Below are 24,504 nucleotides of genomic sequence, written 5' to 3'. Positions count from 1 at the left end.
GGCCCCTTTTTCATTTTCAAACCGGCTGCGGCAGCTTCAGGGCGCCGTTGGTCTTGATGCTGCGGATCGCAAAATTCGAGCGCAGGTCGGAGACGCCAGGTAGCGTCAGAAGCTTTTCCGACATTACCTTTTCATAAGCGGCGAGGTCCTCGACGACGACTTCCGCCAGAAAATCCGCAGCTCCTGAAATCAAGTGGCAGGACACGATTTCCGGGATAGCGAGCAGCGCCGCCTGCTGCGCCTCCGAATTCTCCTTGGAGTGATGCCCGACCTTGAGTTCGACGAAAACGGTCAAGCCGAGGCCAGCTTCCTTGCGGTCGATATCGGCGCGATAGCCGCGCAGCAGACCCGATTTTTCCAGGTTGCGGATGCGCCTCAGACAGGGCGAAGGCGACAGATTCACCCGCTCGGCGATCTCGACATTCGTAGCGCGTGCGTCCTCCTGCAGGCAGTTGAGGATGGCAATATCGAATTTATCCAGTTTTGGCATTTCTATAAACTTTCTTCGCCTGTATTGGCAGATAATTGCTCATAGCACTTTCTTTGAGCCATAACTAGCAAGGACATGCCTCGGCCTTCGGAGCTATCTTTTCTTCAACCGGATAATGATCCCAACGGTTCGAAAGGATACGTCGATGAGTGCCTTGACCTTCTCCTCCCGCAAGACAATGCCCGCTACGGCCGGCTATGCCGGCGCCATCATTACGGTGCTGATCTGGGCCAACTGGATTCTTGCCACGCGCCACACCGCCGAAACGCAGATGGGCACGATCGACCTCGGCTTGATCCGCTACGGTATTCCGGCGCTGGTGCTCTCTCCCGTCTGGCTGCGCACCGGGCTGTTGCCGAAAGGCGTGCCGCTGAAACTATTGGCGCTCATGGTCTGCGGTTCGGGTGCGCTTTTCTTCCAATTGACCACTTTCGCCATCCACTCCACGCCCGCCGCATCGGCTGGCATTCTGCTCGGAGGCTCGATGCCGCTGGCGACCGCGCTGATCGGGGTGCTGCTGTTTCGCGAGCGGCCGGACATCACCCGTTGGCTCGGCCTCGGCGGCATCGTCGCCGGCGTCGCCATCCTTTTGGCACGCAGCCTTTCCAGCGCGGAAATTTCCTGGGTCAGCTTTACGCTGCTGCCGCTTGGTGCCCTGCTCTGGGCCGGCTACACCCACGCATTCCGCCGCTCTGGCCTGAACGCCATTCAGTCAAGCGCGATCATCGCCATCTGGTCGTTCCTCATCCATGTCGGCCTGGCCCTGATCTTCGGCAGCTCGCTCGCCTCCGTCCCGCTGCCGGAAATCGGCCTGCAGGTCGTAAGCCAGGGCCTGCTTTCCGGCCTCGCCGCCACGCTTGCCTACGGTCTCGCCGTCCAGGCCCTTGGCGGCACGCAGGCTGCCGCCTTCACCGCCATCACCCCGGTTCTCGCCACCTTCGGCGGCGGGCTGCTGCTCGGCGAGCCGCTTGGCATGACGGAGATTGCCGCCGCTGTCGTCACCGGCATGGGCGTTGCGCTTTCAACGGGAGTCTTGTCGAGGAAATAAGGGCAACAATCGGCAAAGGAGAGATGGAAGGCTGCCATCGGCAGCCTTCTGCATTGAGAAAGGCATAATTTGATGCCTGGCGGAAAATCTCAGAACCACAGCGCCATGGCGACCCGCCGATCGGGGTCCGCGCCATGGTCGATCTCGAATTTCAAGGTTTCAAGCAGTCCCGCCGGCATCTCGCCTTCATCCAGCACACGTAATCCAAGCGAGACGTAGAATGGCGCGTTGAACGGCACAAAACGGTCTGTCGTCAGTGTGACGCCTGATGCGCCCCGCTGCCGCGCCGTCTCGATCACGGTCTGCATCAAGCGCCGCCCGACACCCTTCTGCTGCCAGCGCCGCATGACATCGATCTCCAGGACATAGATCGCGCCATCGAGCTCGGAACTCGCGACGAAGGCAAAGGGGTGATCCAGATGATCGACCGCCACGAATAGCAGCCTTGCATCGAGCGACATCTCCAGCGTCTGACGCGGCACGGTCCTACCCTCGTCCTCCCTGCCTAGGGCACGGCCGAGGGTTGCGAAGGCATCGATCTCGATTTCCGCCAGGAAATCCAGGTCAGTGGAACGAGCAAGGCGAATAGTATAAGCGTCTCGCTCCATCTTCCCCGCGCTCATCACATGTTCGGATAAACTGGCCCCTCACCGCCCTGCGGCGGGACCCAGTTGATGTTCTGGTTCGGGTCCTTGATGTCGCAGGTCTTGCAGTGGACGCAGTTCTGGGCGTTGATGACGAAGGTATCCTGACCGTCCTTCTCCACCCATTCATAAACGCCGGCCGGACAGTAGCGGGTCGACGGACCAGCATAGATGTCGTGTTCCGACCGCTTCTGCAGGCCCATGTCCTTGACCTGCAGATGCACCGGCTGGTCTTCCTCATGATTGGTGTTCGACAGGAACACCGAGGACAGCCGGTCGAAGGTCAAAACGCCGTCCGGCTTCGAATAGGCGATCGGCTTGTGCTTGGCCGCCGGCTCCAGCGATTGAGCATCGGTCTTGCCGTGCTTCAGCGTGCCGAAGAAGGAGAAGCCGAACAGCGTGTTCGTCCACATATCGAGCCCGCCGAGCGCCACGCCGACCGCCGTGCCGAACTTCGACCACAGCGGCTTGACGTTGCGCACCTTCTTCAGGTCCTTGCCGATATCGCTGGCGCGCCATTCGTTTTCGATCTCGACCACTTCATCATTGGCGCGGCCGGCCGCGATCGCTGCGGCGATCTTGTCGGCCGCCAGCATGCCGGACAGCACCGCATTATGACTGCCCTTGATGCGCGGCACGTTGACGAAGCCGGCCGAGCAGCCGATCAGCGCGCCGCCAGGGAAGGAGAGCTTCGGCACCGACTGATAGCCGCCCTCGGTGATGGCACGGGCGCCATAGGAGATGCGCTTGCCACCTTCGAAGGTGCCGCGGATCGCCGGATGCGTCTTGAAGCGCTGGAACTCCTCGAAGGGATAAAGATAGGGGTTCTTGTAGTTGAGGTGGATGACGAAGCCGACGGCGACGAGATTGTCCTCGAGGTGATAGAGGAAGGAGCCACCACCGGTCTTCATGCCAAGCGGCCAGCCGAAGGAGTGCTGCACCAGACCCTGCTTATGGTTCTCCGGCTTCACCTGCCAGAGCTCCTTGATGCCGATGCCGAATTTCTGCGGCTCGCGGCCTTTCTGCAGGTCGAACTTGGCGATGAGCTGCTTGGCAAGCGAGCCGCGCACGCCTTCGCCGATCAGCACATATTTGCCCATGAGCGCCATGCCGCGCGTATAGTTCGGGCCAGGCTCGCCGTTCTTCTCGATGCCCATGTCGCCGGTGGCAACACCGATGACGGCGCCCTGGTCGTTATAAAGCACTTCGGTCGCGGCAAAGCCGGGATAGATCTCGACGCCCAGCCCCTCGGCCTTTTCGGCGAGCCAGCGACAGACATTGCCAAGCGATACGATATAGTTGCCGTGATTGTTCATCAGCGGCGGCATCAGCGCATTCGGCAGGCGCACCGAACCAGCAGGTCCGAGGAACAGGAAATGATCGTCCGTCACCTCGGTCTTGAAGGGATGGCCTTCCTCCTGACGCCAGCCGGGCAGCAGGCGGTCGATGCCGATCGGATCGACGACGGCGCCCGACAGGATATGCGCCCCGACTTCTGCGCCCTTTTCGAGCACGACGACGGTGAGATCGGGATTGACCTGCTTCAGGCGGATCGCCGCCGAAAGACCTGCTGGCCCCGCACCGACGATCACAACGTCGAATTCCATGCTCTCGCGTTCAGGCAGCTCGCTAGCGTCAGTCATTCACTCTGTCTCCGATTGGCCGGGCTCCCGTTGATTGGGTGCGGCCTTCTCCCCATTTTGGGCGTCTTCCCCGTTGGCTATCTCTTGTCAAAACGGGAGGGGATTGTCGAGCCGGGAAGCGACAGCCGATCCTCCAATTCGCACAACTGGCGTGAAAATTAAATTCACCTTACGTCAACGTCAATGCCTAGGCGTTGTCCGCTTGCTGTTTATCGGCTTCCAAAAAGCATTCGCGGCATTCTATAAAACTCATTGGAACAATCCGGACAGCATAAGGGGTGAACAAGATGGATCTCGGCATCAAGGGAAAGCGGGCGCTGGTTCTGGCTTCGTCCAAGGGGCTTGGCCATGGCATTGCCGTGGCGCTGGCACGCGAAGGGGCAAATGTCCTGCTCTGCGGCCGCAGCGGCGAGAGGCTGGAGAGCAATTGCAAGGCTATCAATGCGGAAGGGAAAGGTCGGGCGGATTGGATCTGGGCCGATCTCAATGATGAGATGTTCGTCGAAACCGTCAGCAAGGCGGTCACCGAAAAGCTCGGCGGCCTCGACATTCTCGTCAACAATACCGGCGGTCCGACGCCGGGAACTTCGGAAGATATGACCGCCGATAAGCTGGAAACCTATTTCCTGTCGATGGTGGCGCGGGTCATCACGCTGACCAACGCGCTGCTTCCGGCCATGAAGGCGCAGGGTTGGGGCCGTATCCTCACCGTTGCCTCCTCCGGCGTCATCGAACCGATCCCCAATCTGGCCCTTTCCAATACGCTGCGCCCTGCCCTTGCCGGCTGGAGCAAGACGTTGGCGGCGGAGGTGGCGGCACATGGCATTACCGTGAACATGCTGCTGCCGGGCAGCATTGCCACCGACCGGCTGGCCGACCTCGACAATGCGGCTGCCAAACGCAGCGGTAAACGCCTGGAGGAGATCGAAGCCGAGCGGCAACAGCGTATTCCCGCGGGTCGCTACGGCCGGGTCGAGGAATTCGCGGCGACGGCCGCCTTTCTTTGCAGCGAACCCGCAAGCTATGTCACCGGCTCGATGATCCGCTGCGATGGCGGCGCGGCGCGTTCTCTTTGAATACGCGCCCAACGAATGAGGCATTCGTCCCCAGAAAAGCGATCTTCTGAACACAATTACGTGAGAGACGAATTGGCTGGCGCCAAGCCCTAACCCTGCCGCTTCCGGGTAGGTGAAGGCAAAAGACCAGCATTTCTCCGCTTTTATTACATAGCGGCAATCAAAAAATAGTCATTTCGGCCATTTATTGCACTGCAAACGAAAGCATACCGGGAAAGCTTTCCAACTGTTAATTTTTCACCCTGTCGAACAGGTGGTAGGTTACTGCGAACTGGCGTTCATCCATTCACGTTATAGGGACAGAATACCGAACGTTAGCGGTAACGGCGATGTGATGGATTGCGGCGAAACGCGTCTTTTTCGCGCTGCAATAAATCCACCTCAAGGTCACCGCATTTCCTGCAACTCGCCTCGACCGGTTTTTTAAATATGAAGAAATTTTGGCTCTCTCTCGGCCTTCTCGTTGTCGCAGCTCTTGGAGTCTGGAGCTACCGCGACCGTATCCCCTTTATGTCCGCTTTAATCGACAGGGCATCCGCCAAGACCGAGGATAGCAGCAAGGCAGCAGATGCCGGCGGCCACGGCAAGCGTCAGACGGCGGCCCAAATGGTCAAGACCGTGGCGGTCACGAAAACGACGCTCGCCAACGACGTTACCGCCACCGGCTGGGCCGATGCGCAGGATACGACGACGATCGCCGCACAGGAATCCGGCATCATCACCTCGATAGCGGCTGAGGATGGCGCCATGGTCAAGGCCGGCGATCTGATCGCGAAGCTCGATCCGCGCACGGCTCAGGCCGCGGTCGACAAGGACCAGGCAACGCTTGCCAAGGATCAGGCGACGCTCACCGAAGCAGAAGCGGCACTGACGCGGGCCAAGACCCTGCTGAATGGAGCCGGCACGCAGCAGACGGTGGACCAGGCTGTCGCAGCGCGCGATACGGCTGTTGCGACGGTCAACGGCGACAAGGCACAGCTCGCGGCCGATCAGGTTCTGCTCGAGCACACCGAAATCCGCGCGCCCTATGATGGCCGTCTCGGCAATGTCGCCCTCAGCGTCGGCGCTTATGTGAGCCCCGGCACGGCAATCGTATCGATCGCCCAATACGATCCGATCTACGTCAAGTTCCATCTGCAGGAGAGCCACCTGCGCGAGTTGGAGGAGGCGATGAAGGCCGGGACTGTTCCCGTCAGCACCGTACCCCGGTCGGAACAAGGCAAGTCGCGCCAGGGCGCGATGAGTTTTTATGACAATCAGGTCGATGCGGCATCCGGCACGATCCTCGCCAAGGCGAAGTTCAACAATGCCAACGGCGCCCTCTGGCCCGGCCAGTCGGTCAACATCGTCGTACATTTCAACGACAACCAGCCTGTTCTCGTTGCGCCCACCGTTGCGGTCAGCCCCGGCCCGGACGGCTTCTTTGCCTTTGTCGTCAAGGACAACAAGGTGCATATGACACCGGTCACCGTTGCGCGTCAGAACGGTGGATACAGCGCGATCGCCAAGGGCCTTTCGGAAAGCGACCACGTCGTGACCGAAGGACAGGTGCAGTTGAACGACGGCCAGAGCGTCGTCGAGCAATTCAGCGATGCCACGCCGCAGAAAGTCGCCTCGGCTGACGATCAGTCGGGTCAGAAAACCGAAACGATCTCTGTCGGAGCGCAGCAATGATCCCCAGCTTCTGTATCAGGCGGCCAGTGGCGACGACGCTTTTGGCCTTGGGGGTCGTCATGGCAGGCTGGGCAGGCTATCGCCTTGTGCCCGTTGCGGCTCTGCCGCAGGTCGACTTTCCGACCATCAACGTCACCGCACAGTTGACCGGCGCCTCGCCGCAAACCATGGCAACATCAGTTTCGACGCCGCTGATCAAGCAGTTCGAGACCATCCCCGGCATCAGCGAAATCTCGTCGACGAACTCGCTCGGCAACACCAGCATCGTGCTGCAGTTCGACCTCAACCGCGATATCGACGCCGCGGCCGCCGACGTCCAGGCCGCAATCTCGCATGCAACGCGCCAGTTGCCCGACAACCTGACTGTGCCGCCAAGCTATCGCAAGACCAACCCGGCCGATGCGCCGGTCATGCTGCTTGCCGTGCAGAGCGATACGATGCCGCGCAGCAAGCTCGACGAAATCGCCGAAGACATCATCTCGCCGTCGCTGTCGACGCTTCCGGGCGTGGCGGAAGTGACGGTGTTCGGCGCCCAGACATATGCAGTACGCGTCGAAGTCGATCCGGCCAAACTGCAGGACCGCAGCATCGGCATCGATACTGTCAACAATGCGCTGGTCAACGCCAACAGCCAGGTTCCGGTGGGCACTCTGCAGAACAATTCGCAGAGCATGACCATCAACTCGAATACGCAGCGTACCAATGCCGCGGAGTTCCGTTCGCTTGTTATCGCCAACCCGAACGGCGCGCCGATTCACCTCAGCGATGTCGCAGACGTTCAGGACAGCGTGGAAAATACCAATGCCGGTTCCTGGTATGACGGCAAGCGAGCGATCATTCTTGCCATCCAGCGCCAGCCGGATGCCAATACGGTCGATGTGGTCGACGCCATAAACGCCAAATTGCCGCAGCTACACGCGGAAATACCGGCCTCGGTGAAAACAACAGTCATGAACGATTCAGCGCAGCCGATCCGCGACGCGATTTCGGACGTTAAATTCACGCTGCTGCTGACGATCGGCCTCGTCGTGCTGGTGATCTATCTCTTCACCGGTCATGTCACGGCAACGATCATCCCTGGCCTTGCCGTGCCGCTATCGCTAATCGCGACCTTCGGCATGATGTATATTCTCGGATATAGCATCGACAATATCTCGCTGCTCGGATTGACCCTCGCGGTCGGTCTCGTGGTGGACGACGCCATCGTCATGCTGGAGAACATATTGCGCCATGTCGAAGAGGGCATGCCCGTGCTTCAGGCGGCGCTCAAAGGGTCGGCGGAAGTCAGCTATACGATCATATCGATGTCGATTTCGCTGATCGCCGTGTTCATTCCGATCCTGCTGATGGGCGGCGTCGTCGGCCGCATCTTCAACGAATTCGGCATGGTCGTCGCGATCGCCATTGTATCTTCCGCGATCGTGTCGCTCACCGTCACCCCGATGCTCAGCTCGCGCCTGTCGGCGGGCCATGGAGAGCCCCCTTATCCAGTGCGTCTCTTCAACGCAGGCTTCGATTGGACCCAGCGCGGCTATGACAAGGGCGTCGCCTGGTGCCTTCGCCATCGCGGAACGGTGTTGCTGAGCTTCTTCGGCTCGGTCGCCCTCTCGGCGTATCTCTTCAATGTACTACCGGCAAGCTTCTTCCCGACGGAAGACATTGGCCGCCTGACGATCTCGACGCAGGCGCGGCAGGATATTTCCTATCCGGCAATGCAGGATCTGCAGAACCAGGCCGCCGCAATCGTAAAACAGAACTCTGCCGTCGCTCACGTCATGTCGATCGTCGGCGGCAATGTGCGCCAGCCGCTGAACAACGGCACGATGTATGTCGAGTTGAAGGCAAAGGATCAGCGTGAGCCGCTTGACAACACCCTGCGGGAGTTGCGCGCTGGTATCAGCAAGATTGCCGGCCTGAAGGCCTATATCACGCCGCAGCAAAGCCTGCGCTTCGGCGGCCGTCAGACCGCCAGCCAGTATCAGCTCGTCATTCAGGCGCTGAGCGCCGACCAGACCAATCTCTGGGCCAACAAGATCCAGGATGAGATGCGCCGCGACCCGCGCTTCACGGACGTTGCCTCGGACGAGCAAAACAACGCGCTGCAGGCCAATATCGTCGTCGATACCGAAAAGGCCGCGGCCTACGGCATCAACAACAATCAGCTACGCACATCACTGGAAGAAGGCTTCGGCGGTTATGCCGCCGCTCAGATCCAGTCCACCGGCGACAGCTACGACGTCATCGTCGAATACGATACTAGCAAGCCTTGGGATGACCAGAAGCTGCAGGAAATCCAGATTGCCTCGTCAAGTGGCACCCTGGTGCCGCTGTCGAACTTCGCCCATGTCGAACGCACGACCGGCCCGGTCACCATCAACCAGACCGGCCAGCTCGTTTCGACCACGGTGTCCTTCAACCTGCCGGCCGGCGAAGCGCTCGGCGACGCCACCGCGCAGATCGACCAGATTAAGAAGGACATCAACATGCCGGCGGACGTCTTCACGTCCTATGGCGGCACCGCCCAGATCTTCCAGCAGTCGCAAGGCAGCACGCCTTACCTGATCCTTGCCGCTGTCCTGACGATCTATGTGGTCCTCGGCGTTCTCTATGAGAGCTTCATCCATCCGCTGACCATCCTCTCCGGCCTGCCGGCCGCCGCTCTCGGCGCGCTGCTAGCCCTGAAGGTCTTCGGCTTCGACCTGTCGATTATCGCGCTCATCGGTTTGCTGATGCTAATCGGTATCGTGAAGAAAAACGCGATCATGATGATCGACGTGGCGCTGGAAACGCTTCGATCGAGCGCTGGCATATCGCCTGCGGAAGCGATCCATGAAGCCTGCGTGCGCCGCTTCCGTCCGATCATGATGACGACCTTCTGCGCCCTGCTCGGCGCGCTGCCGATCGCCATCGGTGGTGGCGCCAGTTCGGAGTTGCGCCAGCCGCTTGGCATTGCCGTCGTCGGCGGTCTTGTCGTCTCGCAAATCCTGACGCTGTTCATCACGCCGGTGATCTTCCTTGAGATGAACCGCCTGAACGACTTCGTCGGCCGTCTCGGCAAGCGCAAGGACAAGCACCAGCACGAAGAAGAAAGGCCGACCGCCATCGCGGCCGAATGACATCAGACGGGCGCCACGAGGCGCCCGTTTCAGTTTGGCATGATCCGGAACCCGAAACTGCGCAGCCAAAGCTGAGAGCGTTTTTCGGACAAGATCATCGCAAAACAAATGCGCGCTCCGTCTTGCACTTGCAGTCCAGCCATGCCATGACGCGCCCTCTTTACGAAAGGGCGCGTCTCGCGTTCCATAAGGGGCGTTGCCCCATTCCAAAAAATTTTCAGCAGAAGGGAGTGCGGGCATGGCTCGGGCGCTTGGTTTCGACTTCGGCACAACGAACACGGTTTTGGCGATGGCCGATGGCCCGGCGACGCAATCGGTCGCCTTCACCAGCGTCGCCGGCACCGCTGACAGCATGCGTACGGCCCTGTCCTTCATGAAGGATCCGGGACTAGGTGCCGCGGCACTGAAGGTCGAGGCAGGGCATGCCGCCATCCGCCAATTCATCGACAATCCCGGCGATTGCCGCTTTCTGCAATCGATCAAGACCTTTGCGGCAAGTGCGCTTTTCCAGGGCACGCTGATCTTTGCGAAGCGCCACAGCTTCGAGGATCTGATGGAGATCTTCGTGCGCCGGCTGCGCGCTTACGCCGGCGAAGGCTGGCCGGCGGATGTTGGCCGCATCGTCGCGGGCCGGCCGGTGCACTTTGCCGGCGCCAACCCGGACGCGTCCCTCGCCACGGCCCGCTATAACGAGGCGCTGTCTCGCTTCGGCTTTCCGGAAATCCATTATGTCTACGAACCGGTGGCGGCCGCCTTCTACTTCGCCCAGCACCTGAAAGCGGATGCGACCGTGCTGGTGGCCGATTTCGGCGGCGGTACCACGGACTATTCACTGATCCGCTTCGAGACCCATGGTGGAAAGCTGACGGCGACCCCGATCGGCCATTCCGGCGTCGGCATTGCCGGCGATCACTTCGACTTCCGGATGATCGACAACATCGTTTCGCCAGCCATCGGCAAGGGCAGCCTCTTCAAGAGCTTCGACAAGCTGCTGGAAGTACCCACCTCCTACTACGCCAATTTCGGCCGCTGGAACCAGCTATCGATCTTCAAGACCTCGCGCGAATATGCCGATCTGAAGACGCTGGTGCGCAGCTGCCTGGAGCCGGAAAAGCTCGAGACCTTTATCGAGCTCGTTGAACACGACGAAGGCTATCCGCTCTATCAGGCGGTGTCGGCGACGAAGATGGCGCTTTCGGCCAACGAGGAAGCTGAATTCAACTTCCCGCCGCTTGGCAAGGCCGGCCGCAAAACCGTGCGCCGCAGCGATTTCGAAAGCTGGATCGCCGACGATCTCGCCCGCATCGAAGGTGCGCTGGACGACGTTCTGGCGACCACCAACACAGCGCCGGAGGCCATCGACAAGGTGTTCCTCACCGGCGGCACCTCTTTCGTGCCCGCCGTGCGCCGCATCTTCACCGAACGCTTCGGTCAGGAACGGATCGAAACCGGCGGCGAGTTGCTGTCGATCGCCCACGGCCTCGCCTTGATCGGCGAGCGCGACGACATCAGCCAGTGGACGGCGTGAGGGTGGGGAACACCCTGCCCTTTCGTTCTTCCGCTGCTTTGGCTAGAGTTCGCCAATGATCTCCGCCAACGACCTCACTCCGGCCGAACTTGCCGCCCTTCTGCATTTTCATGCGGATGCAGGCGTCGAATGGCTGCTCGAAGAGGAGGCCGTTGACCGTTTTGCCGAATTCGAAGCGATGAAGGCAGCTCGCCAAGGCGCCCGGCCGGTTCAGCCGCGCGTCGAGGCACCCCCGCTCGCCACACGGCCTGCTACGCAGCCGGAACGTCGTCAGGCCATACAGCCGGCCGCCCCGCCGATATCGGCGCGAAGCGCGCCGGCCATCCCTGACGAACAAGCTGTCGAACAGGCCCGATTCGCCGCCGAAAGCGCCCGGTCGCTTAGCGAACTCAAGACGGCACTGGAGGCCTTCAACGGCTGCAACCTGAAAAACAGCGCACGCTCGACCATCTTCGCCAGCGGCAGCGCCGAGGGCCGTATGATGGTGATCGGCCCGATGCCCAGCGCCGACGACGACCGCGAAGGCCTACCCTTTGCCGGACGAACCGGACAATTGCTCGACAAGATGCTGGGCGCCATCGGCCTGCAGCGTGACGGAATCCTGCTCACCAATGTCATTCCGTGGCGCCCGCCGGGGAACCGTGCGCCGTCGGCGCCGGAAGTCGAGATCTGCCGCCCCTTCATCGAACGGCAGATCGCGCTGGCGGAGCCGAAAGCCCTGCTGCTGCTCGGCAATTTCACCGCTCGGCACTTCTTCGAAAGCAACGAAACGATTCACGGCCTGCGCGGGCAATGGCGGGACGTCACGATCGCCGGCCGAACGATACCAGCGATTGCCAGCCTCCACCCTCAGGAATTGCTGACGGCTCCAATCAACAAGCGATTGGCCTGGAATGATCTTTTGACCTTCAAAAATCGCATCACTGCCGAAGTTTCAGGCTAATTTTTCATCAGTGTTAACGGAAGATGAAACTTGCCATGCGTTATTTGCATGGCAGTGTTCCAGCCTTGTGCATTGCAGAATCAATGCTGCATTGCAATATATGCGATGTGTCTTGGGAGGAAATTTGAAAGGAACCAAGGCCATGACTGCTCGTTTCCGTCCTATCCATAGCGGGTTTGATACCCTGCGCCGCGTCATCGTACCTGTGCGCGCCACCAACGGCCATCGCAGCCTCGGCATTGCCGCTAATGAGCAAATGACTGCTCGCGGCACCGGCCTCTCTGCTCGCGTTGCTCGCCCGACCGCTATATTTGCCGACTTTCGTGAGTACTGATACCGTGTCTCTAGGCTTGCGCTCTTTTTTCACCCTTCTCGACTCCGTCGGGCATATCGGCTCCGCCGTGCGCGCAGCCGAGGAATTCGAGCGCTCGCGTGGCCTGCGCACGGCTGACAAAAGCGAAATCAGCCGCGCGCGTGCGGCGGCTGCCGGCATCCCCTTATAGGTTTGAAAAGGGTGGGATCGATGATCCCGCCCCTTTTTGTTTCGGATTTCATAAGAGATTTTCATGAAGAACAGCGCCGGGCCCAGCTCGGCGTTTTTATTTGGCTCACTGCTCTGAAACCGCACACGCGGCTGCCGATTGCGCCCATGCAAACGCTTCATCCACAGTAGCGAGTTTCTCGGCCTGCCAGCGGCAATATTCGTCAAGAAAGTCGCGGGACATCCAAAGGTGAGTCTTTTTCGATTCGTCGTACCAGCCCAAACTGCCACCATCGACGGCCTTGCGCAAAAGGCGCTGTAGATGGGTGCGCGACATCATGAACTGTGCGGCGATTGCCCGTGTATCGATGCGGCCAAGATTGACGCGTCCATCCACTTCGGTGCTCATATCCAGCCGAGAGACGAGATGGTCCATCACCAGTCCCCCGGCTTCCGTCCAGAGAAACAGGCCGACGCGCTCCGGCGGCTCCCGCCAGGCTGTCGTTTCCAGGCAGCGGCGCGCCATACGCGGCTGCGCCAGATCGATCAGCTCCGGATGAGTGGCCAATGTGGCGGCGCGGTTGCCGTCATCGAGCAGATCGAGTGCGGCGAGATTGGCAAGATACCAACTGATCATCGCGGTGTGACTGACTTCGGCCGGCCCATAGCGGCGCGGACGTTTGACAACGCCAGGGACAGGAACGAGGAAGCGATACGTCAGCAGTTCCTCGACATAGCTCAACACGGTGTTGCGGCTTGCGACGCGGTATTGAGTGATCACGTCGCGAAGCTTGACAACGGTGAGGCCCGAACCGGGAACGGCAGGATCATATTCGAGATGAAGCGCATAGGCCGTCTGGGTCAAGAGCCAGCGCTGATGCGAGGCCAACAGGCGTGCGATCCGCGGTCCGCTGTCGTAGCGATCCCGCAAAGCCTCCGCTAAAAAACGCAGGGAGGATACGAATTTGGGATGGCAAGCAAGTTGCTCGACGGAAAAGCTCAATCGGGCCTCCTTATGGCGCCCTTCTAAAAGACCGATCGGAAGGAATTGTTCTCATTTTTTTGAATAAATCTGCGGCTTCAGATCGCAGCTCCGACATCAGATAGCATGCTATAGTTATGTGAAAACACTGTTATCACAAGAAGTTAAACAAATAATTTAACTTTAAAACCATTCTTTCACCATCATCTTTTTTAGACTAACTTGCGAGGTGGGCCACAGATCAACCAACCGCGCCATATGCCGTCGCGATTGATCGCGCATCGTTGCTGGGTTAGAGCAAGATGCGCTTTCACGACGCGCATCTGCTTTAACCAATCGACCGGAATCCCGCTTCAATGCTGGCCAGCCTCGTCTCGATCGCCAGTCTGATGTTGTCAACGCTGTTGATGATGGTCGGCTATGGCTTGATGAACTTCGTCGTCCCGATCCGCTCCGTGGCGGAAGGCTGGTCGACTTTCACCATTTCGGTGATCGCGACTGGTTACACCTTCGGCTTCACCATATCCTGCATCGTCACGCCGCGCTTCGTGCAGCGGGTGGGACATGTGCGCGTCTTCGGCGCCCTGATCTCACTTCTCAGCATCGGCATTCTGCTGTGCGCATTGATGGTCGATTGGCGCGCCTGGCTGGTTTTCCGCTGCATCAGCGGCTTCGGCATCGCCGGCGCCTATCTTATCATCGAAAGCTGGTTGAACGAGCGGGTCACCAACGACAATCGCGCGACGATCTTCTCGGTCTATATGATCACCTGCCTAGTCGGCTCGATCGGTGGGCAATATCTGGTGCCGCTCGGCGATCCCAGCAATACCTCGCTTTTCATTCTCTGCGGCGTCATCTTCGCGCTCGCGATGCTGCCGACGGCGCTATCGACCGCCAAGTCGCCGACGCCGATTCATCAGGCCAAGTTCGACCTGCCGAAACTTTATCGGCTATCGCCGATCGCCTTCGTCGGTTCGCTGCTGTCGGGCGCTCTTTCCGGCACATGGAGCAGCCTTGGCGGCGTCTATACCCAGAATGTCGGCATGAACACGGCCGAGGGTGCGACGCTGCTTGCCTGCGTGCTCGCCGGCGGTGCAGTATCGCAAATGCCGATCGGTCGCATATCGGACCTGATGGACCGTCGCTACGTGATGATCGTCTGCGGCGTCGTCGGCGTCCTCGCCTGTGCCATCATGACCTTGTTCGACGTGCATGCGCAGTTGACGCTCTATATCGCCGGCTTCTTCATCGGCACCGTGCTCTATCCGATCTATGCGCTCAATGTCGCCCATGCCAACGACCGCGCAGCGCCGGATGAATATGTCACCATCTCCAGCGGCATCATGCTGCTTTATGGACTCGGCACGGTCTCCGGGCCGCTGGTCGGCGGCGCGATGATGGAAGTTGCCGGCCCATCCGGCCTTCTCTGGTTCCTGGCTCTCGCCTTTGCGCTCTATGCCGGCTATGCCGGCTGGCGCATCGCCATGCGCAAGCCGAACGAGGGACGCGTCGAAAAGACGGACTTCCAGTCCATATCTCTGCCCGTCCGTGGCAGCAGCGAATCGACGGTCCGCACGATGCAGTCGACGGCCGACTGATCGCCTCGGATCTGTCGGCCAGGAGCCGAACCAAGGACGATCGCATAACGCGGGTAGCTACTACGACAATAACGACACCATCGTCGCTTGTGCCAAGACGCTCGGTTGTGAAGACCATGATGGGCTTGGATGGTATGGTGTCGTCGCAGAGCAAACGGAAGCCGACGACGCGATCAAGGCGGCGTTCAACCTGAAATCAAACGTGGCCTTCCCGATCAAATACTTTGCTCGCCATCACGAATTGTAGCGGCGCCACGATATGACTTTAACTTTGGTTCAGATTTCGATGTAATGATGCGCGCGGATTTGCTTCCGGAGCGCTGCTTCGGATCAACGCCGCCCGCCGCAGTATAAGCCTGATCAGGATAGACCATGCGAACAGACACCGGCCAGATCGTCCATCTGGCAGACTATCGTCCCACCGACTTCGTTCTGGAACGCGTGGACCTTACCTTCGATCTGCATCCGACCGAGACCAAGGTCGAAGCGCGGCTGATCTTCCATCGCCGCGAAGGTACCGACCCCAAGGCACCGCTTGTGCTCGATGGCGACGATCTCAGCCTTTCCGGGCTGCTGCTCGATCAGGTCGACGTTCCGGCCGGGCAATTCGAGGCGACGGCGGAAAGCCTGACAGTTCGCGACTTGCCAGAGAGCACGCCCTTCGAGCTGACGATCACGACCATCATCAACCCCGAAGCCAACACGCAATTGATGGGGCTTTACCGCAGCGGCGGCATCTATTGCACCCAGTGCGAAGCCGAGGGCTTCCGCCGCATCACCTATTTCCCCGATCGCCCCGACGTCCTTGCTCCCTACACGGTCAACATCATCGCCGACAAAGCCGCCAATCCGCTGCTGTTGTCGAACGGCAATTTCCTTGGCGGTGCCGGCTATGGCGAAGGCAAGCATTTCGCCGCCTGGTTCGATCCGCATCCGAAGCCGAGCTATCTCTTCGCGCTCGTTGCCGGCGATCTCGGCGTGGTTGAGGACACGTTCGTCACGATGTCCGACCGTGAAGTGGCGCTGAAGATCTATGTCGAACACGGCAAGGAGCCACGCGCAGCCTATGCCATGGACGCGCTGAAGCGCTCGATGAAGTGGGATGAGGAGCGGTTCGGCCGCGAATACGATCTCGACATCTTCATGATCGTCGCCGTCTCCGATTTCAACATGGGGGCGATGGAGAACAAGGGCCTCAACGTCTTCAACGACAAATACGTGCTGGCTGATCCGGAAATCGCTACCGATGCCGACTATGCCAATATCGAGGCGATCATCGCGCATGAATATTTCCACAATTGGACCGGCAATCGCATTACCTGCCGCGACTGGTTCCAGCTCTGCCTCAAGGAAGGCTTGACGGTCTATCGCGACCACGAATTTTCCGCCGATCAGCGTTCGCGGCCGGTCAAGCGCATCGCCGAAGTCCGCCATCTGAAATCGGAGCAGTTTCCGGAAGACAGCGGGCCGCTTGCTCATCCGGTTCGCCCGACGAAATACCGCGAAATCAACAACTTCTATACGACGACGGTCTACGAGAAGGGCAGCGAAGTCACTCGCATGATCGCCACGCTCCTCGGCCGCGATCTGTTCAAGAAGGGCATGGATCTCTATTTCGACCGCCACGACGGCCAAGCTGTGACGATTGAGGACTTCATCAAATGTTTCGAGGATGCGAGCGGGCGCGACCTGACGCAGTTCTCGCTCTGGTATCATCAGGCTGGCACGCCGCTGGTGACCGCTTCGGGCACCTATGACGCGGCAGCCAAGACCTTCGCTCTTTCACTCGAGCAGATGGTCCCGGCCACTCCCGGCCAGGCGACCAAGGAGCCCATGCATATTCCGCTACGCACAGCGCTTTTCGCCGCGGACGGGGCATTGTTGACGCCGACATCGGTGACCGACGCGGAACTGACCGACGATGTCCTGCACCTGACTGCGCGGACGCAGACGGCCGTCTTCCACGGCATTCCTTCCCGGCCGGTGCTGTCGCTGAACCGCAGCTTCTCGACGCCGATCAATCTTCAGCTCAGCCAGAGCGCCAAGGACCTGGCGCTGATCGCTCGCTACGAAACCGACCATTTCGCCCGCTGGCAGGCGCTGATCGACCTTGGCCTGCCCAACCTGCTGCAGGCTGCCCGCGACGCGCGGCAGGGTAATCCGATCACTTGCGACGCAGCCTTCGTCGACGCGCTTTTGGCGGCTGCAAATGATGAGAGCCTGGAGCCCGCTTTCCGCGCCCAGGCGCTCGCCCTGCCGAGTGAGGCCGACATTGCCCGCGAACTCGGCGGCAATAATGATCCGGACGCAATCCACGCCGGCCGTCAGGCGATCCTCGCACTGGTTGCCGAAGCCGGGAGAAGCGTCTTCGCCGCCCTCTATGACAACATGCAGACATCGGACCCCTTCAGTCCGGATGCCGCCAGCGCCGGACGGAGAGCCTTGCGGAATGCCGCGCTCACCTATCTGTCGCAGTCGGACAACGCGCCGGCTCGCGCCAAAGCAGCCTTTGACGCGGCGAATAACATGACCGACCTCAGTGCTGCCCTGACGATCCTTGCCCACCGGTTTCCGGAGTCGGCGGAAGCCAAGGCAGCCCTCCAGGGCTTCCACGATCGCTTCGCAGAGAACGCGCTGGTCATCGACAAGTGGCTTGCCATTCAGGCGGCTATCCCTGGCGCCGCGACCTTGGAGCGCATCCAGGGCCTGATGGAAACGCCGCTTTTCAAGCGCACCAATCCGAACCGCATGCGCGCCCTCGTCGGCACCTTCGCCTTTGCCAATCCCACCGGCTTCGGTCGTGCGGATGGAGCCGGCTATCGCTTCCTCGCAGAGCAAATCCTCGACATCGACCAGCGCAACCCGCAGTTGGCTGCCCGCATCCTGACCTCCATGCGCTCCTGGCGCTTGCTGGAGCTAGTGCGCGCCGATCACGCCCGCTCCGCCTTGATGCAAATCGAACGCGCCGGCAGCCTTTCGACGGATGTTCGTGATATTGTGGACCGCATCCTCAAGGAATGAATTTTTGCTTGCTCTTGCGAGATCGAGGCGGGTGATTTGAGCCCGCCTTTTTCAGCCGGAACGAGTCCCTTGTAGCCGCGGCTTACCATTGCGAGTACAAAAAAGCACGAAATCGCATATGGTTAAGAAAGTTTTACCCTGCCCTCTGGACAAGGCGAATCACGAGTGATTCATTAGGGTAGATTCGGGCGAGCGGCGCTGCGAATCACACGAGGGACAAGGCTAGAGCGATGGTGGACGTGCGGCGGGCAACCGCGGCCGATGGACGGCTGCGTGTTAATTTCGACGGTCTGAAATCCTGGCATAGCGGCGTTACCGATCGAGCGGGCGTACGGGCGGAGACAGTTTCGCGCCGTTTTCCGCAGGCGGAACATATACTCAAGCGGGTGATCCCCGTCCTCATCGTCTCCTTTCTGATGGTCGTCGCCGCCTCGCATTTCTTCGGCATGATGATGGAGCATGGGCGGATGACCGCGGCCGCTCGCCAGGCGACGTCACTGTCCATCGCCGCGGCGTCCGCAGCCTTCTCCAACGATGCCAGCCTCTTCCAGTCCGGCGACCGAAACGGCGCTGAAAAGAAACTCGCGGCTTACCTTCCGCAGGACCGGCTCGACACCGGCGCATTCATCCTGCTGGTGCAGGCGAGCGGCCGTGTCTTCGGCTCGTCGGCCGCCGGCTCTCCCTATATCGGCCTGACGATCTCGGATTTCTTCCCCGAGGTTTCGACAATCAGAAGTTTTGGCGACCATGCTGGTGTGATCGAGACGATGATCGACGGCGCGCCCTTCTATGCGGCGATTTCTTTAATCGGAGACAAGGGCGATTTCGTCCTCTCGGCCGCCTCAATGGACCAGATCGACAAGCTCTGGCGCGATGAGCTGACGCTCAATGTCACGCTCTTTGCGGGCATTTCCTCCATCCTGCTCGTCATTCTCTACGCCTATTATACCCAGGTGAAACGGGCACGCGATGCCGATGAGATCTTCCTCGAATCCAATCTGCGCGTCGAAACCGCCCTGTCGCGCGGACGCTGCGGTCTCTGGGATTTCGATTTCGCCAGCCGCGAATTCTTCTGGTCGCGGTCGATGTACGACATGCTCGGCCTGCCGGCCGCCGATCGGCCGCTGTCCTTCGTCGATGCAGCCCGGATGATGCATCCGGATGACAACAGCCTGCATGTGCTGGCACGATCGGTCACCCGCGGCACCGCCGGCCAGGTCGATCAGATCCTGCGGATTCGTCACGCTAAGGGACACTATGTCTGGATGCGTGCCCGCGCCCAGGTCATCCGCACCAATTCCGGTCATGTCCACATGATCGGCATCGCCATGGACGTCACCGAACAGCATCGGCTGGCGCAGCGCTATGCCGAGGCCGACCAGCGTTTGGCCGATGCGATCGAATGCACTTCGGAAGCTTTCGTACTCTGGGACAAGAACGACCGCCTGGTCATGTGCAATGGCCACTTCCAGCAAGCTTACGGCCTGCCGGACAATGTGCTGGTGCCAGGCACCGAACGTGCCGTCGTCAACGCCGCCGCGGCCCGCCCGGTCATCGAGCGTCGCATTGTCGATCCCGGCCGCTCCAACCACTCGCAAACGACGGAAGTGCAGCTTGCCGACGAGCGCTGGCTGCAGATCAACGAACGCCGCACCCGTGACGGCGGCCTCGTTTCCGTCGGCACCGACATCACGCAGTTGAAGCGCAACCAGGAGCGTCTGCGCGAGTCCGAGCGCCGGTTGATGGCAACCATCAACGATCTTTCCGCCTCCCGGCAAACCCTCGAGCGGCAGAAGGCGGAGCTTTCGACCGCCAACACCAATTATCTCGCGGAAAAGGAACGCGCCGAAGCCGCCAACAAGGCCAAATCCGAATTCCTCGCCAACATGTCGCATGAGCTGCGCACGCCGCTCAACGCCATCCTCGGTTTCTCGGAAATCCTGCAGGATCAGATGTTCGGCCCGCTGGGCTCCGCGAAATACAATGAATATGCCAAGGATATCCACGACAGCGGCAAGCATCTGCTGAACGTCATCAATGACATTCTCGACATGTCGAAGATCGAGGCCGGCCACCTCAAGCTCTCCTGCGAGCGGATCGATCTTGCACCATTGATCGAGGAATGCCTGCGCTTTACCGCTATTCCGGCCGCCTACAAGAACATCCTCGTCGAACAGCGCATCTCCTCCGGCATCAAGCTGACGGCAGATCGCCGCGCCATGAAGCAGATTCTTCTCAACCTCCTCTCCAATGCCGTCAAGTTCACCAATGACGGCGGGCGCATCGCGGTGCGCACACGCAAGGTCGATGACGCGGTGACGCTGACGATCGCCGATACCGGCATCGGCATTCCAAAGTCGGCACTCGGCAAAATCGGTCAGCCGTTCGAGCAGGTGCAAAATCAATATGCCAAGAGCAAAGGGGGCTCGGGCCTCGGGCTTGCCATTTCACGGTCGCTGACGACCCTGCATCGCGGCCGCATGCGCATCCGCTCACGCGAGGGCATCGGCACCGTGATTGCCATTCGAATTCCTGATCGGAGCTGAGCTACGCCTTCACAACCGATTGGAAAACTTTACGCACCGCTTTCGAAAGCCGCTTGAGTTCCGCTTCCAGCGTCTTGATATCGGGGCAATCGCCGGCGCGGCAAACCAGCTCGATCAGCCCGGAAGGGGCCTTCTCCGGATCGAACGGTCCGTCGACGCAGAGCCGGATCAACTGCGACAGTTCGGTATAAAGATGCAGCGCCTCCAGGGCGAGGTCGAGATCGTTGCGGTCCATCAAGCTGCCGCCGAGCAGTTTCAGCGCCTCGCCGGTGCTGAGGCCATTGGCGTCGATGCCCACGCCCCGGGCGGGCGCGATCAGCCGCAGATATTGCGCGATGAATTCGATATCGATCAGGCCGCCGGGGATGAGCTTCAAGTCCCAAATGCTCACAGGTGGCTTTTCCTCTTCGATCAAGCCCCGCATCTCGGTGACATCCTTGGCGATCTTCGGAATATCGCGCTTGGCCGAAAGCACCTCGCCGATGATCCGCTCCGCATTCAGCACGAGGTCCTCATCGCCGCAGATCAGGCGAGCGCGCGATAGCGCCATATGCTCCCAGGTCCAGGCCTCCCCGCGCTGATATTTCTCGAAGGAGTTGATGCGCGTTGCGACCGGGCCCTTATTGCCGGATGGGCGCAGGCGCATGTCGACTTCGTAGAGCACGCCCTCTGCCGTCGGCGCGGAGAGTGCGGCCATCAGCCGTTGGGTGATGCGGGTAAAGTAGCGCGTCGCGTCGAGCGGCTTCGGCCCGATGGATTCGCTGGCGTCATCGTCATAGTCGTAAAGCAGGATAATATCGATATCCGAACCGGCGGTGAGTTCAAAGCTGCCGAGCTTCCCCATGCCGACAACCGCCACGCGGCCGCCAGGATAATCGCCATGGACAGCCTGGATTTCCTTCATCACCGCCTTCAACGCCGCTTCCACGATCAGATCGGCAAGATAGGTGAAGGCACGGGCGGCCATGGCGCCGGCGATAGCACCCGTCAGCAGACGGATGCCGATCAGGAAGCGCTGCTCCGAGGCGAAGATGCGCAGCCGGTCCAGCACCTCCTCGTAATGCCCCGCCGGCGCCAGAAAGCTGTTGATCCGTTCGGCCAAGTAATCGCGCGTCGGCAGCTCCGCCATCAGGCCGGGGTCCAGCATGCCATCGAAGACATGCGGCTTGGCGGCGATGATTTCCGCAAGTCGCGGCGCCGATGACATGATGTTGACGATGAGCGAAAGCAGCGCCGGATTGGTGCTCAGCAGCGAAAAAAGCTGGATGCCCGCCGGCAGACCCGAGATGAAACTGTCGAAGCGCAGCAGCGCCTCGTCTGCCCGCTTGCTTTCGCCGAACACGCGCAGCAATTCCGGCGTCAATTCGGTCAATCGCTCGCGCGCCTCCACCGATTGCGTGGCCCGATAGCGTCCATAGTGCCATGTGCGGATGACATGGGAGATATCGGAGGGACGCTCGAAGCCGAGGCGGTGCAGTGTCTTCAGCGTATCGGGATCATCGCCCTGACCGGTGAACACGAGGTTGCCGGTCCCGGTCGAAAGCTTGGTCTCCTGCTCGAACAGACGGGCATAGCGCCGCTCCACCGTCTTCAGCGTGGCAACCAACGCCTCGGAAAAGCTGGACAGATCGGAGAAGCCCATCAGGAAGGCGATGCGCTTCAGCTCGGCATCCGTTTCGGGAAGCAGATGTGTCTGCTCGTCCCGCACCATCTGGATGCGGTGCTCGACATCGCGCAGAAACCAGTAGGCCTCCGTCAGTTCGTCGCGCGTTTCCGCGTCGATCCACTTCGCCTTGGTCAGCTCCGCCAATGTTCCCTCGGTGGCACGGCCACGCAGCGCCGGCATGCGGCCGCCGGCGATCAACTGCTGCGTCTGGACGAAGAACTCGATCTCGCGGATGCCGCCGCGGCCGAGCTTGACATTGTGGCCCTTGACCGCGATCGCGCCATGACCCTTGTGCGCATGGATCTGCCGCTTGATGGAATGGATATCCGATATCGCCGCGTAGTCGAGATATTTGCGGAAGACGAAGGGCACGAGGTCTCGGATGAAGACCTGACCGGCCGCAATATCCCCGCCGACGGCGCGCGCCTTGATGAAGGCGGCACGCTCCCAGTTCTGCCCCCGGCCCTCGTAATAGATCATTGCCGCATCAACGGGGATGGCAAGCGGCGTGGAACCCGGATCGGGGCGCAGACGAAGATCGGTTCGGAAGACGTAGCCATCGGCAGTGCGCTCCTGCAGGATGCGCACCAGCCGGCGCATCAGCCGCGGGAAGATGTCGATCGCATCGTCGGGATTGGGAACGATGCCTGCCATTTCGTCGAAGAAAACGACAAGGTCGATATCGGAGGAATAGTTCAGCTCCTCGGCGCCCAGCTTGCCCATGCCGAGCACGATGAGGCCAGAGCCGCGGCTCGGCGTCGAAGGGTCGCGGACCACGATCTTGCCGGCCTCGTGCGACGACAGGAGCAGATGGTCGATCGCTGCCGAAATCGAGGCTTCGGCAAGGGCGCTCAGCCAGCGCGTCGTCGTTCTTCCGTCGAAAATGCGGGCGAGATCGGCAAGCGCGATCAGGAAGGAGGCGCGGCGTTTGGCGATGCGCAAACGGCTCATGACCTCGGATTCCGCAGGCGACGATGCACCGTCCTGTGCCGGCAGCCAGGCACGGCAGGCCTCGGCCACCAGGGCCTCTATCTGCGGTGACAGCGGTTTGCTGATGGCTGAGACAAGAAGCTTCGGGTCGAGATTGGCCGTTTCGCGCAGATAGGGTGAGAGCGTCAATGCGGCGGAGATGAAATCGCGTAAGGGACTGTCCCCTCCGAGAAGCGCGGCAATTGCCGGTTCCGCTGCGGCGATGTCCTTGAGGTCGGCGAGCGTCGCTTTCAGCTCCGTCTGATTGAGCGGGCGAAGCCGCCCGGGCGGAACATCCTGCAGAAAATCGCTTTCCGTCGTCATCCAGCTCTCCTCCTACGGCGCCGCGTCCGATCGGACGTAAGGCACGCAGTAACATCTTGAATCGTGCATGATCTCTAAAATCGGAAGCCGATATAGAGATCATGATGAAGCAATCCGGTAGGGCAGGATTAATCTATTGTTCCTGCGTGGGGAAGATCATGGTTACCGTCAAGCCGCGGGCGTCGGGGCTGGTCGGGTCGGTATCGGAAAGTTCCAGCCGGCCGCCATGCAGCTCCATCACCGCTTCCACCAGGGCAAGGCCCAGGCCGGTGCCGGGCTTGGAGCGGCTCTCATCCAGACGGAAGAAGCGTTTGATCACTTCCGTCCGCTGGTGGGCAGGAATGCCCGGACCGTGGTCCGCGACGGCGAGGTGCACGGCACCCGGCGTACGCGAGAGTTTCAACACCACCGCCTGCTTGCCGGGACAGCCCGAGGCATATTTGACGGCGTTGTCGATCAGATTGAAGATCGCCTGGCCGATCAGCTCGCGATTGCCCTGCACCTCCACGTCGGGCTCGATATCGGTCGTCAGCGCCAGACCCGCCTCCTCGGCCACAGGCTCATAAAGCTCGGCAGTGTCCGCGACGATGGTGGAGAGGTCGACGCCGGTCATTTCGGCGGCGACGGAACCGGCTTCGACGCGGGAGATCATCAGCAGCGCATTGAACGTGCGGATCAACTGGTCGGACTCGCCGATAATGCCCTCCAGCGCGACACGGCGACCTTCGCTGTCGGCATTGTCGAGTGCGTCCGCC

General features: G+C 60.6%; 16 protein-coding genes and 1 pseudogene. 11 read left to right on the top strand and 6 right to left on the bottom strand.

Going from position 1 to position 24,504, the window contains the following annotated elements:
• Nucleotides 1-16: 16 nt before the first annotated feature.
• Nucleotides 17-490, bottom strand: a complete 474-nt coding sequence (locus C9E91_RS06340) for an Lrp/AsnC family transcriptional regulator (protein WP_107107521.1) — start codon at nucleotides 488-490, stop codon at nucleotides 17-19.
• 145 nt (nucleotides 491-635) lie between these two features.
• Between C9E91_RS06340 and C9E91_RS06335 the strand changes: the two genes are divergently transcribed.
• On the top strand, nucleotides 636-1,538 hold the full coding sequence (locus C9E91_RS06335) for a DMT family transporter (protein ID WP_107107520.1): 903 nt from the start codon (nucleotides 636-638) through the stop codon (nucleotides 1,536-1,538).
• Nucleotides 1,539-1,627: 89 nt separating this feature from the next.
• On the opposite strand, the gene C9E91_RS06330 is transcribed toward C9E91_RS06335, so the two are convergent.
• Together C9E91_RS06330 and C9E91_RS06325 are read right to left on the bottom strand one after the other, a co-directional pair.
• A complete protein-coding gene (locus C9E91_RS06330) occupies nucleotides 1,628-2,161 on the bottom strand; it encodes a GNAT family N-acetyltransferase (RefSeq protein ID WP_245407438.1) in 534 nt (177 codons plus the stop codon).
• Nucleotides 2,161-3,825, bottom strand: a complete 1,665-nt coding sequence (locus C9E91_RS06325; RefSeq protein ID WP_107107519.1) for an electron transfer flavoprotein-ubiquinone oxidoreductase — start codon at nucleotides 3,823-3,825, stop codon at nucleotides 2,161-2,163. The genes C9E91_RS06330 and C9E91_RS06325 overlap by 1 nt, the downstream gene beginning before the upstream one ends.
• A 287-nt stretch (nucleotides 3,826-4,112) precedes the next feature.
• On the opposite strand from C9E91_RS06325, the gene C9E91_RS06320 reads away from it, so the two are divergent.
• From C9E91_RS06320 to C9E91_RS06295, 6 genes are all read left to right on the top strand, one after another.
• Nucleotides 4,113-4,901, top strand: a complete 789-nt coding sequence (locus tag C9E91_RS06320) for an SDR family oxidoreductase (protein ID WP_107107518.1) — start codon at nucleotides 4,113-4,115, stop codon at nucleotides 4,899-4,901.
• 429 nt (nucleotides 4,902-5,330) lie between these two features.
• Nucleotides 5,331-6,575, top strand: coding sequence for an efflux RND transporter periplasmic adaptor subunit (locus C9E91_RS06315; protein WP_107107517.1), 1,245 nt, complete (start codon nucleotides 5,331-5,333; stop codon nucleotides 6,573-6,575).
• Nucleotides 6,572-9,691, top strand: a complete 3,120-nt coding sequence (locus C9E91_RS06310; RefSeq protein WP_107107516.1) for an efflux RND transporter permease subunit — start codon at nucleotides 6,572-6,574, stop codon at nucleotides 9,689-9,691. The genes C9E91_RS06315 and C9E91_RS06310 overlap by 4 nt, the downstream gene beginning before the upstream one ends.
• Nucleotides 9,692-9,929: 238 nt before the next feature.
• Nucleotides 9,930-11,219, top strand: a complete 1,290-nt coding sequence (locus C9E91_RS06305; protein ID WP_107107515.1) for an Hsp70 family protein — start codon at nucleotides 9,930-9,932, stop codon at nucleotides 11,217-11,219.
• 55 nt (nucleotides 11,220-11,274) lie between these two features.
• Nucleotides 11,275-12,162 (top strand): uracil-DNA glycosylase, encoded by an 888-nt coding sequence (locus C9E91_RS06300; protein ID WP_107107514.1) that lies wholly within the window; start codon nucleotides 11,275-11,277, stop codon nucleotides 12,160-12,162.
• A 142-nt stretch (nucleotides 12,163-12,304) separates the two neighbouring features.
• The gene (locus C9E91_RS06295) at nucleotides 12,305-12,496 is read left to right on the top strand and encodes a hypothetical protein (protein WP_107107513.1); all 192 of its coding nucleotides are present in this window, start codon (nucleotides 12,305-12,307) and stop codon (nucleotides 12,494-12,496) included.
• Nucleotides 12,497-12,770: 274 nt separating this feature from the next.
• Here C9E91_RS06295 and C9E91_RS06290 read toward each other — a convergent pair whose 3' ends face one another.
• On the bottom strand, nucleotides 12,771-13,646 hold the full coding sequence (locus C9E91_RS06290; protein WP_107107512.1) for a hypothetical protein: 876 nt from the start codon (nucleotides 13,644-13,646) through the stop codon (nucleotides 12,771-12,773).
• Between the two features lie 335 nt (nucleotides 13,647-13,981).
• Between C9E91_RS06290 and C9E91_RS06285 the strand changes: the two genes are divergently transcribed.
• The 4 genes and pseudogenes from C9E91_RS06285 (at nucleotide 13,982) to C9E91_RS06270 (ending at nucleotide 20,790) form a co-directional block, all read left to right on the top strand.
• Entirely contained in the window at nucleotides 13,982-15,223 is a 1,242-nt protein-coding gene (locus C9E91_RS06285) for an MFS transporter (protein ID WP_107107511.1), read from the top strand.
• Between the two features lie 52 nt (nucleotides 15,224-15,275).
• Nucleotides 15,276-15,470, top strand: a pseudogene (locus C9E91_RS20095) (hypothetical protein); the annotation flags it as partial.
• Between the two features lie 125 nt (nucleotides 15,471-15,595).
• The gene (pepN, locus tag C9E91_RS06275) at nucleotides 15,596-18,244 is read left to right on the top strand and encodes an aminopeptidase N (protein ID WP_107107510.1); all 2,649 of its coding nucleotides are present in this window, start codon (nucleotides 15,596-15,598) and stop codon (nucleotides 18,242-18,244) included.
• 230 nt (nucleotides 18,245-18,474) lie between these two features.
• On the top strand, nucleotides 18,475-20,790 hold the full coding sequence (locus C9E91_RS06270; protein ID WP_107107509.1) for a PAS domain-containing sensor histidine kinase: 2,316 nt from the start codon (nucleotides 18,475-18,477) through the stop codon (nucleotides 20,788-20,790).
• A 1-nt stretch (nucleotide 20,791) separates the two neighbouring features.
• On the opposite strand, the gene C9E91_RS06265 is transcribed toward C9E91_RS06270, so the two are convergent.
• Both C9E91_RS06265 and C9E91_RS06260 read right to left on the bottom strand, forming a co-directional pair.
• Nucleotides 20,792-23,749, bottom strand: coding sequence for a bifunctional [glutamine synthetase] adenylyltransferase/[glutamine synthetase]-adenylyl-L-tyrosine phosphorylase (locus C9E91_RS06265; protein ID WP_107107508.1), 2,958 nt, complete (start codon nucleotides 23,747-23,749; stop codon nucleotides 20,792-20,794).
• 133 nt (nucleotides 23,750-23,882) lie between these two features.
• Nucleotides 23,883-24,504: sensor histidine kinase (locus tag C9E91_RS06260; protein ID WP_146143981.1), on the bottom strand; the 622-nt coding region annotated here is incomplete at its 5' end.

The organism is Rhizobium sp. SEMIA4064, from assembly GCF_003025035.1.
Taxonomy (GTDB): Bacteria; Pseudomonadota; Alphaproteobacteria; order Rhizobiales; family Rhizobiaceae; genus Rhizobium; species Rhizobium paranaense.
The sequence above is the reverse complement of the archived record's forward strand: the minus strand, read 5'-3'. Positions and strand labels throughout refer to the sequence as shown.

Coding starts and splice junctions, on each gene's coding strand:
- C9E91_RS06340 (WP_107107521.1), bottom strand. CDS start 490: ATGCCAAAACTGGATAAATTCGATATTGCCATCCTCAACTGCCTGCAG.
- C9E91_RS06335 (WP_107107520.1), top strand. CDS start 636: ATGAGTGCCTTGACCTTCTCCTCCCGCAAGACAATGCCCGCTACGGCC.
- C9E91_RS06330 (WP_245407438.1), bottom strand. CDS start 2,161: ATGAGCGCGGGGAAGATGGAGCGAGACGCTTATACTATTCGCCTTGCT.
- C9E91_RS06325 (WP_107107519.1), bottom strand. CDS start 3,825: ATGACTGACGCTAGCGAGCTGCCTGAACGCGAGAGCATGGAATTCGAC.
- C9E91_RS06320 (WP_107107518.1), top strand. CDS start 4,113: ATGGATCTCGGCATCAAGGGAAAGCGGGCGCTGGTTCTGGCTTCGTCC.
- C9E91_RS06315 (WP_107107517.1), top strand. CDS start 5,331: ATGAAGAAATTTTGGCTCTCTCTCGGCCTTCTCGTTGTCGCAGCTCTT.
- C9E91_RS06310 (WP_107107516.1), top strand. CDS start 6,572: ATGATCCCCAGCTTCTGTATCAGGCGGCCAGTGGCGACGACGCTTTTG.
- C9E91_RS06305 (WP_107107515.1), top strand. CDS start 9,930: ATGGCTCGGGCGCTTGGTTTCGACTTCGGCACAACGAACACGGTTTTG.
- C9E91_RS06300 (WP_107107514.1), top strand. CDS start 11,275: ATGATCTCCGCCAACGACCTCACTCCGGCCGAACTTGCCGCCCTTCTG.
- C9E91_RS06295 (WP_107107513.1), top strand. CDS start 12,305: ATGACTGCTCGTTTCCGTCCTATCCATAGCGGGTTTGATACCCTGCGC.
- C9E91_RS06285 (WP_107107511.1), top strand. CDS start 13,982: ATGCTGGCCAGCCTCGTCTCGATCGCCAGTCTGATGTTGTCAACGCTG.
- pepN (WP_107107510.1), top strand. CDS start 15,596: ATGCGAACAGACACCGGCCAGATCGTCCATCTGGCAGACTATCGTCCC.
- C9E91_RS06270 (WP_107107509.1), top strand. CDS start 18,475: ATGGTGGACGTGCGGCGGGCAACCGCGGCCGATGGACGGCTGCGTGTT.
- C9E91_RS06265 (WP_107107508.1), bottom strand. CDS start 23,749: ATGACGACGGAAAGCGATTTTCTGCAGGATGTTCCGCCCGGGCGGCTT.